Below are 12,307 nucleotides of genomic sequence, written 5' to 3' on the forward strand. Positions count from 1 at the left end.
CTCTGCCAAATAAATCTCTTAGGATGGTGTTTTTTGAGTCTTTTTGGCAAATCCGTTCGTTAAAATAATTAAATCATTTTCTCCAAAAAAGCCCAGCAGACGGAATATATTATTGCCAACCTGAACTCTCACTTCCCAAATATCATCAGTATTTACTAATTTTTTAAGGTATTGACTCGGTACAGAATCTAACTCCTGAATTAAGCGTAACACCCAACTTTTTGAGCTTGTTTTCCAGACAGAGAATTTAAAAAATCTTCAACGGGGCTGGCTCCTGACTGGGTACGATAGAAAACAATCTCTTTCATATAATAATCAGTTTAAGGAAACATTTCAATATTTTAGCGATCGCATTTCCTTCGGAGTGTAGTGATTCCATATCGCCAGGCATTGGTGGTGTATTATCTTACATCGTCATCCAATAATCCTGAAAATCCCAAAATCGCTGAAAACCCTGATGCTGACAAGGAAGTAGCGCAGATACTAGCGTCAGCCATGAGGGAGAAAAATGTAAAGATTTATTAAATTGTAGCTTTTAATACAGTTATTTAGGTGTAAATGTGTATGACTTTGCTATCTGCCTTCTGTACTGGGTTGGGTTGTTGCTTTACTTGGGTGCTATAGGGCGATCGCACTTAAAATATTTAGCAAAAAAGAGAAGTTAGAATGCTCAAAAACTTAGCCGCCATTTCTACTCTAGTCATTCCTTTTTTATTTTTTCCGACTCAAGCTCAAGCGAGCGTTGCTTTACAAAGCTTTACGGTTAATTCAACGAATTCACTCAGTTAGTTGAGGGGGTTTTATTTTTTGCCTGTGCTTCTACTTATTAAATTTTATTAATTAATTGCTCAAAAGTAGTTTATTGTGGTAAAAAAAGATTTTTTGGATCGATAGGGTAAAATTTAATAAATATTGTAATTCTATACCATAACGTAAGTTAATTACAGCAGTTATCTTAATGGTGAAATAACTTCTTTATTTGAGGGGTGATTTTCTAGATATTAATTAAGCTTAAAGATGGCATAGCCAACGCATAATTGAAACCAGTTGATTATCATTGGTTAAGTTAGCGGCATTGGTGAGTTTTTTCGTCTCTAATTGCTGATAAATTTCCCTGGCCATTTTTGTTTCAATAGCAGCGCCGATAAAAAAAGTATAAGGATGCTTAGATATTTTTCTAAAAGCATCATCAATTCTCTGCAAAGCAGTACGAGCAGTTTTCCAATGTTCATCTGATCCTGCGGGATCAATCCCACCTTTCAATTCTCCCAAAGCAATGTATAAATCAGCAGATTGTAAGGTTTGTTTTTTGATTTTTTGATTAGCTAATTGCGTCGAATCACATTTTAAAAGGCACAAATCAATATTGTTGTTATTAACAATGGGAACATTGACATTATAAATTATTATTCTTGGTTGGCTGTTATTTAACCAGCTAACACCTCTAACCAAGATTTCTAGATTAGGTGTCATTTCTTCAGCTGCTCTCCATTGATTATTACTAGAATTGAGCCAATCATAAGCAATCCCTGCTACTCTTAAAGTTGCTAATAGAGAACGAGTAAATTTACTTTGAGCTAAGGAGCCACCCGCGTTTCTCATTATTCCTCCTAAAGTGTCACCCCGAATCAATAGAAATCTATAGACTAACTCCTCGACAAAATTAGTCCCCGCAGGTTCCAGAAAATTGACAATTAATTCTTGAATTGCTTCTACCTTGTCTTGGGGATGTAAATAATTTTTAGCCTTATCAGAAATTCCCGATGCAGTTAATAAAGCCGCTTGAATATCTGGGATGTTTAGTAAATCTCTAGGATTGTTTACGGTTTGGGCAATAATTTTTAAGGTTCTTGCTTCTGCAATTAAAGGAGTAGCTCTCTGATTTTTTTCTAAGGCTAGAGCAATAAATCCTGAACGGATAGCTTCATAGGTAGTCTCCAAATCACAACTTTGGTTTAAATGCAAGAGATAGGGTTTTTCCATTAAGGCTTTCTCCACACATAAATACATTTTCTTAAAGATTCTCTACCATGAGATCCCATTTGCTGACTACTATTACCTTTTCCCTGAGGAACTACTAAAATATTTTCTACTTTAAATCCAATTTCTTCGGCGATTTTTGACAAAATTAAATCTACAGAAATACTAGCTCCCCCATAGCGAACGTTATCATTAATCATACAAAAAATACCAGAGGATTTCATAACCCGAAAGCATTCATAAATTAGACAAGACATTTCCAGAAAATACCCCCTAATCATCCGAGGAATACCATGGTTATTTAAGGACTTGCTTGATTTTAATTCCTCTAAATAATCCAGGACACTTTCTAATAATTTTTGACGATCAGTTATGGCAATGGCTGGCGACCATTGTTCATTTATTTTTAGTAACTCTTTGGGTTTATTTTCAACAGTGCAACTAAGCATTTGTTGACGTAATTGTTTTAATTGTAGTTGATCTATTCCCAACAGAGCCAATTCTAAAGCGTAGATACGAGTATAATCATAGCGATTACAATAAGGAGGAGAAGTAATAATAGAATCGTATTTTTCTGACGAAATCTCTGGCAAAATCTCAAGACAAGAACCTTGATATAGTTGAATTTTTCCCCGAGGATAATCTCTAGAAAAAAGTTCCAATTGTGGCTGACTAGGCTCTAAATCTGCGAGAATTTCTCGTAACTTGCTATGTAGGGCAATTTTAAAGTCTAAAATTTTTCCTTTGTCAAATATATTTTTGCCCTGTTGTTTACCAGAACGATAATCCCAACGGAGGTATTGACCATCTTTTCTAGTATAGCTAATTGATTCGAGAATAGAAAGTAAGGCAAATTTTAAGATCGCTTGCACTCGCTCATTCTCTTGGGCAATCAACCCTAAGTAACTTTCTATACAAGCCTGGTTTTCTTGGGGATATGCTCCTTGAGTAATTGGTAATTATAATAACTTAATTTTGTAATCTACCTGTTGCCAAAGGCTATGGTTAGACCAATACTCTAGACGATGTATATCATCACTATTTAAGCCATTTTCTAAAATTTGTCTAGTAATAATTAATTCCTGTCCAATCGGCAATAGTTCTATTCCATCTGCTGATAAACCCCTGGCTGCCGCCGCAAATAAAGTTGTTCCGCTGCCAGCGAAAGGGTCTAGTATTTTTCCTTGTTTGATACCATATTTTTCTAGAAGATAAACTATCAGATCAACGGAAAAACCCTCTTTGTATTTATACCAGCGATAAACTGGTTGGTTCTTATTACCTTGAAAACTCACTAAGGTACGAGATAATTGCTCAGAATCAAGTAATTTGTCTTGAAAATAATTAAATAATTCTTGATCGAGATCGTTGATTTCTAACAATCTTTCTGCTACATTAACCGAACTATTAATCATTTAGGTTTACTGGCAAAATTGCCGAAAAATAATTATCAGAGTTTATCTTGATTTGAGGGGTAATTTTAATCGGTGGGGAAAGGGCGATACTTAAGTAGCTGGTTATAATTAAATTGAAGATAGATTTTAGGTTCGATCCCCCCTTAATCCCCCCTTGATAAGGGGGGAACTGATCGTTTTTAACACCTACATACTTAAGGGTTAATTCTCGCACCGATTCCCCTAGATTTAATCTCAATCCCCTAGACAAATACCCAAACCCCTGGCGGTTTTGACTAAAGTTTCTTCGGGATCGACGATGCGATAGGTTTTAATCGCCTCCTCAATGGGAACACTGACCACTTGCCGATTTTGCCAGGCCACCATGCGATCGAATTCTCCCCTGGCGATCAGATCCACGGCCGCCACGCCAAAAGCCGCCCCCAGTAAGCGATCCATCGGAGAAGGAATACCCCCCCGTTGAATGTGGCCCAGGAAAGTCACTCTCGTTTCGGCCCCGGTTTCCCTGGCAACTTCTTCGGCTAAATAGCGACCGATACCCCCGAGACGATCTTCTCCTAGGGCTTCCTTTTGCACTAGGCGATTGCCAGTTTCGGTACGCACAGCCTCGGAGACAATAATCAGAGAAAACTGTTTATCCATACGCTGCCGCTGCCGGATCTTCTCGCAGACCTTCTCTAATCGGTAGGGAATTTCGGGAATGAGAATGATATCGGCCCCCCCCGCAATACCGGCAGCCAGGGCGATATGGCCGGCATCTCTACCCATAACTTCTAGAATCATCACCCGGTTATGACTAGCGGCGGTAAAATGGAGGCGATCGAGGGCTTCTGTGGCGATATTAGTAGCTGTATCGAAGCCGATGGAGACTTCTGTAGCTCCCACATCATTATCGATGGTTTTGGGGATACCAATCAGATTAATACCTCCCTGTTGGGCAATACGGCGCAAAATCGCCAGACTACCATCGCCACCGATGCCGATCAGGGCATCCAGTCCCAGACTATGATAGCCGTCGATGATGTCCTGAGAGCGATCGATCAGGGTTCCATCCGGCATCGGGAAAGCGAAGGGATCCCCCTTATTGGTAGTACCGAGAATTGTTCCCCCCATCACCAACAGGCGATCGACTCCTTCAATATCAAAGATCGTGGTTTTGGGGGGACGGCTAACTAATCCGTTCGTTGCTTCTCGAATACCCACCACTTCCCAGCCGTAATTGCCACTGGCATGGTGGACAACGGCACGAATGGCGGCATTTAAACCCGCACAGTCGCCACCACTGGTGAGAATTCCAATTCGTTTTTTTTCACCCATAGGTTTTTGTCAGGAGATTAACAAATCTATATTTAGGGAAAAGTTGCGGATAATGCCTAAAAATTAAGAAAGTTTCTAGATCGTCCCTGACAGCTAGGGGAAAAATTCGCCCCCATCCCCTCAGTAATTGATCACGAGCAGGGTATGCAGGGCGACACGGATTCCCATTATACTAGAAAGTATATAGCAATCTTAGGGCATTTGTCAACCCTAATATACAAGAAATTTTCTGATAACTGATAGCCAATCAATTTAACTATTTACTGCTTGCTGAAGACGGGATAGATCCCAACCTTTTTGATTGAGAAGTAGCCAAGACTGCATTAAATCTGGACCGTGTAACTCCCCCATCAAAGCAGCGCGTAGAGACTTCATCACCAGACCTTTTTTAACCCGATGGGTTTTAGTGGTTGTCTCCACAATTCCCTTAGCAGCTTCTCCGGTCAAATCGGGAGTAATAGCGGCGAGAATATCCTTGATAATATCCTTAACTCCCTCTAATTGTAATTGACTCAAAGCCTCCTGATTATAATTCGCCACAGGGGTTAAAAGTAAGCGACTTTCAGCGACAGCATCGCTTAAACGAGTTAAACTCGGACCGATGAGAGTAGCCAAACCGATCAACCAAGCTCGATCGGTTTCAGCATCAAAATTATACCCTGCTTCTTGCCAGTAAGGGAGAAGTAAAGGCACTAATTCCTCACCGGTTAAACGATGAAGATATTGACTATTAATCCAATCCAATTTCGTCCAGTCAAATTTTGCCCCCGCTTTATTTACCCGTTCTAAACTAAACACTTCAGCGGCCGTTTCAAGGGTAAAAATTTCTTCAGTGGAATCGGGAGGAGTCCAACCGAGGAGAGTCATGTAATTAACCAAAGCTTGCGGCAAAAAACCCAGTTTTCTGAAATCATCGATCGAAGTGACTCCATCCCGTTTAGATAACTTACGACCCTCCTGATTTAAGATCAAAGGACTGTGGGCAAACTCTGGCACTTTTGCCCCTAAAGCTTCGTATAAAAGAATTTGTTTAGCCGTATTAGCGATGTGATCTTCCCCACGAATAACATGGGTAATTTCCATATCGATATCATCAACAACTACCGCTAAATTATAGAGAGGCTGACCGAAGTTTTCCTCCGCATTTTCTGAGGTACGAGCGATCACCATATCGCCACCTAAATCACTACCTTTCCAGATAACTTTTTCCCGGATTAAATCCTGCCAAATAATTTCTCGATCATCATCAATAATAAAACGAATTACTGCTTTTCTCCCCCCTTGCTCGAATTGAGCTTGTTGTTCGGGGGTGAGATAACGGTGACGATTATCGTAACGGGGGGCAAGATTACGGGCTTTTTGTTCTTCCCGCATTTTTTCCAATTCTTCCGGGGTACAATAACAACGATAGGCTAAACCTCGATCGAGCAGGGTTTGAATAGCTTGACGATAATAATTAAGGCGTTGAGTTTGAAAAAAAGGACCTTCATCCCAATTCAGTCCTAACCATTGTAGGCCCGCTTGAATATTTTCCGTATATTCTGGTCGAGAACGTTCTAAATCTGTATCTTCCACGCGCAAGATAAATTTCCCCCGGTGATGATGGGCAAAAAGCCAGTTAAACACGGCTGTGCGTGCGGTTCCAATGTGTAAATTTCCCGTGGGACTGGGGGCAATACGAACTCTAACTGTCACGATCTAACTCCTAGGTTTTTGCGGCAACGATATCCCATATTATGGCAAATTCCCCTAGGCCAACTGGCAAAATTAAGAAAATTAAATGGATAGCTACCAAAAGGTGAGGGAGGAACAACAAACTCTCAATAAATGAAGTTTCCCTCTCTGGGGAGAGGGTTTGAGGGGGAGAGCTTTCAATAACCCTGTTATTTCGGTAATTTAGGCAGCGACTAAAGATTTGCTCAAAGGTTGCCAACGGAAATATCTTTCCCCACCCAATTCGAGGACAAATTTTAACCGGGGTTCCTGTTGACTAAGATTAATTAAGTATTGTTTTTCTTCCGAGGACAAAACAAAACTTTCAATAATCCAAATCACTAAACCTTTAGATTTGGGGGGTAAATTTTCCAATTGATAGGTAGCAATGGGAGGAATAAAATAAACCGGTCCCACGGCTGCTTCCCGACCAATATTTTTTTTACCTAAATGGGGGGGACGGACTCCATGAATGCCGGTAAGATAGGCACTTAAATCCCCTAGACCTCTAGCGGTGATATGCAGGACGTTGTAACCGGTGGCCCGTAAACGTCTTTGATAGCGTCCCTCGTAACCCCCTTCTAAGGGTGCGTAAACGCCTAAAGCACCGTATTGTTCCAGATCGCGAATAAATGGTTTTCCTGTGGTCAGTAATGCCATAGCTAGTAAAAAAAATCTTTTTCCCTATAATCGCACGTTTTGTTAAGTTGTGCGTCAGGTGAACAGAAAAAGACTTAGGATCAAAGATAGAGAGGGACAATCGCTACTCTCTCCCGAGGAGGCAATATGTTTCACGATCTCCTTTATCCCAACGGACTGCTTTATGTCCTGATTAAACTAACTGTTTTAGCTTTAGCAGTCTTGCTCTGGTTTATGGTCGTTTCGGCCCCGGCTGTTTGAAAAAACACTGCTCTTGTACAATTAGCGTTCTATGCAATGGCTAAATTTTGTCGATGACTCCTGTTAAATTGCCGATCGATCCTTTTCTGAAACCCAACCTAACCACTAAACTACTAGGGGTTGGGTTGGTATTGACAATTATTTTTATCCTGATTGCCCTGTTTTCGCCCCTTCTGCAAGCGATCGGCCTGATTCAGGATCCAACCGACATTTTAAGCAATTATCCCCTACAAGCCCCCAGTTCTGCCCATTGGTTCGGGACGAATGTGCGCGGTTATGATGTCTTTTCCCGCACCCTATTCGGGGCGCGAGCGGCCTTGTCCGTGGTATTTTTGGCCACAGGATTATCTTTAGTCATCGGGGTTCCTTTAGGGTTAATTAGCGGTTATTTGGGGGGTAAGATCGATCGCGTTCTCCTCTTTCTCATGGATACCCTCTACACCTTGCCGGGGTTATTATTATCGGTGGCTCTCGCCTTCGTTTTGGGTCGTGGTATCCTCAATGTAGCGATCGCTGTTAGTATTGCCTATATTCCTCAATATTTTCGCGTGGTCAGAAATCAAACCGCCAGCGTTAAAAATGAGTTATTTATCGAAGCGGCACGAGCGATCGGCGCTAGTCCAGGCCGGATATTATCAAAATATCTTTTCTTTAATGTCGTCCAGAGTGTCCCGGTTCTGTTTACCCTCAACGCGGCGGATGCGATCCTTGTTTTAGGCGGTTTAGGCTTTTTAGGCTTAGGATTACCGGAAGAAGTGCCGGAATGGGGTCATGATCTCAAGGAAGCTTTGGCGGATTTATCTACAGGTATCTGGTGGACCACTTTATTCCCCGGATTAGCAATGACCACGATGGTGGTGGGTTTATCCCTCTTGGGAGAGGGGTTAAGTGAAATTTTAAACCCCCTGAGTCGTAAACGCTAAAAGCGCGGGCCAGAGTTCGAGAGAAATCAACTCAGGACACCCGCACCCTCAGCCTCTCTGTCCGGTAACGATGTAAGATACCCTTTGGGCGATATTGGTGGCGTGATCGGCCATGCGTTCCAGATGACGGATTAGTAAAGCCATCAGCAAGATTGGTTCCACCACACCCTTGATATCTCTTTGATGGGCGAGAGTGTGATAGAGATAATCATAGGCTCGATCGACCGTATTATCTAGTTCTTTGACCTTGGGACCGGCTTCTTGATCGAGGTCGGCCAGGGCAACCAGGCTCGTGGCTAACATATACTGAGCATGGTGGGACATAGCCTCGATCTCACTCATACAGTCGTGGGGAGTGTAGGCGAATAATTTGAGTGCTATTTCCGCCAAATCCTTGGCATAATCGCCGATACATTCCAAATCGCGCACTAATTGCATAAAAGCACTTAAAAGCCGCAAATCTTGGGCTACGGGAGCCTGTAGAGTCATGAGGGTGGCACAATCTAACTCGATTTGACGATAGTAGCGATCGATTTCCTTGTCAAGGGGGGGGATTTTTTTCGCCATTTCTAAATCCCTAGCAAAAAGGGATTGATGGCTAAGACGAAAGGATTCTTCGACCAAGGTTCCCATTCTCAGCACATCCTGTTCCAATCGCTGGAGAGAACGAGCGAAATAGGTGCGATCGGGATGATTGGTTTCTTTGGATAGGCTCACGGTCGGATTCGCTTAACATAAAACTACTCTTTCTCTACAGTGATAACAAGAAAATTTTCGATTTTGTACAGTTGTCTAGAGAACTTGACAGATTTTTTTCTCCCCACACCCCACACCCATCACCTCATCTCCTTTTTTTGACGGGGGAGAGTGACTTGTAGGCGAGCGCCGCCGGTGTTAGGATCATTTTGAGCGACGATCGAACCGCCATGGGCTTGAATAATCTCTTTGGCAATCGATAAACCTAAACCGGTACTATAATCCTTTGTGCTTTGTTTTTGACGGGTGCGGGAAGGATCACCACGAAAGAGCCGATCAAAAACGTAGGGTAGATCCGCTTCGTTAAATCCTTTACCGTTGTCGATAACGTCAATTTTTAGCCATTTTTCCCCGATAGTATCAGATATTTCTCGAATTTCTAGGCTAATTTTCCCCTGATCGGGACTATACTTAATGGCATTATCAAAGAGATTCAGGAAAACCTGCAGCAGACGAGAGTGATCGACTTCTACCGTCCAATCCACCGGAGAGGAATAATCTAAGCTAATCTGTTTTTGGGCGGCTATTGGGGTGACAGTCTGCCAAGCAGCGCTGATTAATTCCTCTAGATTAATCATCTGGTATTGTAAAGATCGCCCCGCATCCGCTTGTAATTCACTGATTTCTAGCCAATCGCAGACTAATTGACTCAAACGCTCCACTTCTTTCCCCATTTGTTCTAACCAGCGTCTTTCGGGAGCTTGGAGGCGTTTTTGTAAAGCTTCGGTAAGGAGAGAAATGGAGGTTAAGGGAGTGCGTAACTCGTGAGTTAAGTCAGAGAAAGCTCGCTCGCGATTTTGCGATAATTCGACTAAAGACTGTCTATTTTCGATAAATACAGCGATTTCACCTTCTGGCAAGGGATAACCGTAACCCTTCAAGGCAATCGATTTAGGAGCAATCACTTGGCGATCGCTAATGGGGTTGACAGGATAATTAGTCGGGTAAAAAGTCCAAGTTTGCACCTGTGGACTCTGTTTTTGACGAGTTTCTTGAATTAATTGATCTAATTCGTAGGAGCGCACTAATTCCAGCAGCAGACGCACTTGATCTGGCTGCCAGCGATCGAGTTTTAAGAGGGTAATTGCCTGTTGATTACACCAGAGCAGTTGATTATCGGCATCTATATGAAGATAGGCGATCGGCGCTAGTTCTAGCAAGGATTTCTGAATTTCTAAGCTCTTTTCTCGCTCTTGCAGACTTTGGGAGAGAAACTGTAATTCTCGACGCACCAGGGAGGTAACGGGAAAAGAGGCCGACAAATCCACCGAATCCGAGAGAGCGCTTAGGGTTCGCTTTAACTCTCTATTTAAGCGTGAGACTTGCCAATAACAAATACTCAAACCTAAAACTACTCCGAAAATAAAAGCGAAAATAGTCATTGTCTGCGCGAGCGGCGATCGCTAAACTTGAAAATATAATCGCTCACCTAGCCAAAACGATAACCGAAACCGCGTACAGTAATCAGGTATTCTGGTTGACTGGGATCGATTTCCAGTTTTTCGCGTAACCAGCGAATGTGAACATCGACGGTTTTGGTATCTCCTAAAAAATCTGGCCCCCAAATTTGTTCAATTAACTGCTCTCTTGACCAAACTCGGCGCGGATAACTCATAAATAGGTCGAGGAGACGGAATTCTTTAGGAGAAAGGTTGATTTCTTCATCTCGCACCGTCACCCGACATTCCTGGGGATAAAGAAGAACATCGCGGAATTTTCGCACGGGAGCGGCAGCTAGGGAAGTAAATCCTTGACGACGAATCAGAGCGCGACAACGAGCGACTAATTCGCGCATACTAAAGGGTTTAGTCAGATAATCATCGGCACCCACTTCTAAACCCAAAACTCGATCGGTTTCGCTGGCCTTAGCACTTAAGATTAAAATCGGGATAATATTGCCGTGATAGCGCAACAGACGGCAGATATCAAGACCACTGATTTGGGGTAGCATTAAATCCAAAACGACCAAATCAAACCGAGATTCACCGTGATTACTAGATTCTTGACTTTGCAGCAATTCTAGAGCAGCGCGACCATCACTAACACCGAGCGCCTCGTAACCTTCTTCTTCCAAAGCCAAAATAATCATATCCCGAATCACTTCTTCATCTTCAACGATTAAAATCCGATGATTGGGAACGAAATCCGTACTCGCCGACAAGGGGGGGGTGTCAAGGGTTAACATAAAAATACTTGATTATTCGTCCTAATTTTATCTCAATTGGTCAACCTGCACTCGGGGGGGTAGAGCCGAATGTTATTACAGTTATCCACCTGGTTAGAGGTGGAATCCTATCTAGAACAATCTCAGGGAATTATTATTCCTATTGGTTCCACGGAACAACACGGGCCGACGGGACTTATTGGTACAGATGCTCTATGTGCTGAGGCGATCGCTAAAGGAGTAGGGACACAGGTACGAGCAATGGTAGCACCCACCTTAAATGTGGGTATGGCCCTACATCACACGGCTTTCCCCGGTACAATTAGTCTTCGTCCTAGCACTTTGATTCAAGTAATCCTCGACTATGTGACTTGTTTAGCTAGAGCTGGTTTTCGTCAATTTTTCTTTATTAATGGTCACGGGGGCAATATTGCCACCCTAAAAGCCGCTTTTGCGGAAACCTATTATCATTTGGATTCCCTCAATTTGCCTAACACAAATGAGGTTAAATGTCAAGTGGCCAATTGGTTTATGGTGCGAGAAGTTTATCTTTTAGCCAAAGAATTGTATGGAGATCAGGAGGGTTCCCACGCTACACCGAGCGAAGTGGCGTTAACTCAATATCTTTACCCTGAGAGCCTTAAAAATGCCTTTTTATCCGAAAAAGTGGCTTCTGGTCATGATATTTACGGTGCGGCTAATTTTCGCCAAAATTACCCCGATGGTCGTATGGGTTCCAATCCTGCTTTAGCGACTCCCGAACACGGTCAGAGATTCTATGAATTAGCGGTGAAAGAATTGAGTAATACTTATCTAGAATGGCTCTCTTGTCCTGTGTCTGAGTTGATTAGTAACTAAGCCACCGAGACCCGGAATAATTTAACTGTAACCCTAAGTAAGTAGCTGGTTATAATTAAATTAAAAATGGATTTTAGGTTCGATCCCCCCTTAGTCCCCCCTTGATAAGGGGGGTGCCGATCCCCCCTGCCCCCCTTATTAAGGCTATCCATTAGTCACATCTTTCTTAACATAAAATTTGACAAAAAGAGAAAAGTGTGCAAGATGGCTCAAGGGGGTTCTATGGGGGGACTAATTTGATGAGATAGTTTCCAAGTCTGGCTGATATCATGTAACCTTCG

12 protein-coding genes are annotated in these 12,307 nt (G+C 42.5%); 2 read left to right on the forward strand and 10 right to left on the reverse strand.

What is annotated here, in order from left to right:
• Positions 1-18 precede the first annotated feature (18 nt).
• The 7 genes from O9323_RS10600 to O9323_RS10630 form a co-directional block, all read right to left on the reverse strand.
• Entirely contained in the window at positions 19-213 is a 195-nt protein-coding gene (locus tag O9323_RS10600) for a type II toxin-antitoxin system RelE/ParE family toxin (protein WP_004157853.1), read from the reverse strand.
• 798 nt (positions 214-1,011) lie between these two features.
• Entirely contained in the window at positions 1,012-2,010 is a 999-nt protein-coding gene (locus tag O9323_RS10605) for a type II restriction endonuclease (protein ID WP_193976932.1), read from the reverse strand.
• Positions 1,983-2,876, reverse strand: coding sequence for a hypothetical protein (locus O9323_RS10610; protein ID WP_262382175.1), 894 nt, complete (start codon positions 2,874-2,876; stop codon positions 1,983-1,985). The genes O9323_RS10605 and O9323_RS10610 overlap by 28 nt, the downstream gene beginning before the upstream one ends.
• Before the next feature lie 63 nt (positions 2,877-2,939).
• Complete coding sequence (locus tag O9323_RS10615) at positions 2,940-3,395, reverse strand: DNA methyltransferase (RefSeq protein WP_228051169.1); 456 nt, start codon at positions 3,393-3,395, stop codon at positions 2,940-2,942.
• A 234-nt stretch (positions 3,396-3,629) separates the two neighbouring features.
• On the reverse strand, positions 3,630-4,712 hold the full coding sequence (locus tag O9323_RS10620) for an ATP-dependent 6-phosphofructokinase (RefSeq protein WP_288125073.1): 1,083 nt from the start codon (positions 4,710-4,712) through the stop codon (positions 3,630-3,632).
• A 252-nt stretch (positions 4,713-4,964) separates the two neighbouring features.
• Positions 4,965-6,407, reverse strand: coding sequence for a glutamate--tRNA ligase (gene gltX, locus O9323_RS10625; protein ID WP_288125074.1), 1,443 nt, complete (start codon positions 6,405-6,407; stop codon positions 4,965-4,967).
• 201 nt (positions 6,408-6,608) lie between these two features.
• Positions 6,609-7,085, reverse strand: coding sequence for an NAD(P)H-quinone oxidoreductase subunit N (locus O9323_RS10630; RefSeq protein ID WP_002735370.1), 477 nt, complete (start codon positions 7,083-7,085; stop codon positions 6,609-6,611).
• Positions 7,086-7,378: 293 nt separating this feature from the next.
• Between O9323_RS10630 and O9323_RS10635 the strand changes: the two genes are divergently transcribed.
• A complete protein-coding gene (locus tag O9323_RS10635; RefSeq protein ID WP_288125075.1) occupies positions 7,379-8,248 on the forward strand; it encodes an ABC transporter permease in 870 nt (289 codons plus the stop codon).
• A gap of 48 nt (positions 8,249-8,296) precedes the next feature.
• On the opposite strand, the gene phoU is transcribed toward O9323_RS10635, so the two are convergent.
• From phoU to O9323_RS10650, 3 genes are all read right to left on the reverse strand, one after another.
• A complete protein-coding gene (gene phoU, locus O9323_RS10640) occupies positions 8,297-8,965 on the reverse strand; it encodes a phosphate signaling complex protein PhoU (RefSeq protein WP_288125076.1) in 669 nt (222 codons plus the stop codon).
• A gap of 119 nt (positions 8,966-9,084) precedes the next feature.
• Positions 9,085-10,386 carry a sensor histidine kinase gene (locus O9323_RS10645; RefSeq protein ID WP_288125077.1) on the reverse strand — a complete coding sequence of 434 codons (1,302 nt, stop codon included), beginning with the start codon at positions 10,384-10,386 and terminating at the stop codon, positions 9,085-9,087.
• 47 nt (positions 10,387-10,433) lie between these two features.
• Positions 10,434-11,189 (reverse strand): response regulator transcription factor, encoded by a 756-nt coding sequence (locus O9323_RS10650; RefSeq protein WP_002776120.1) that lies wholly within the window; start codon positions 11,187-11,189, stop codon positions 10,434-10,436.
• Between the two features lie 69 nt (positions 11,190-11,258).
• On the opposite strand from O9323_RS10650, the gene O9323_RS10655 reads away from it, so the two are divergent.
• Positions 11,259-12,026 carry a creatininase family protein gene (locus tag O9323_RS10655; RefSeq protein WP_288125078.1) on the forward strand — a complete coding sequence of 256 codons (768 nt, stop codon included), beginning with the start codon at positions 11,259-11,261 and terminating at the stop codon, positions 12,024-12,026.
• Positions 12,027-12,307 lie beyond the last annotated feature (281 nt).

The organism is Microcystis sp. LE19-131.1A, from assembly GCF_027532015.1.
GTDB classification, from domain to species: Bacteria; Cyanobacteriota; Cyanobacteriia; order Cyanobacteriales; family Microcystaceae; genus Microcystis; species Microcystis ichthyoblabe_A.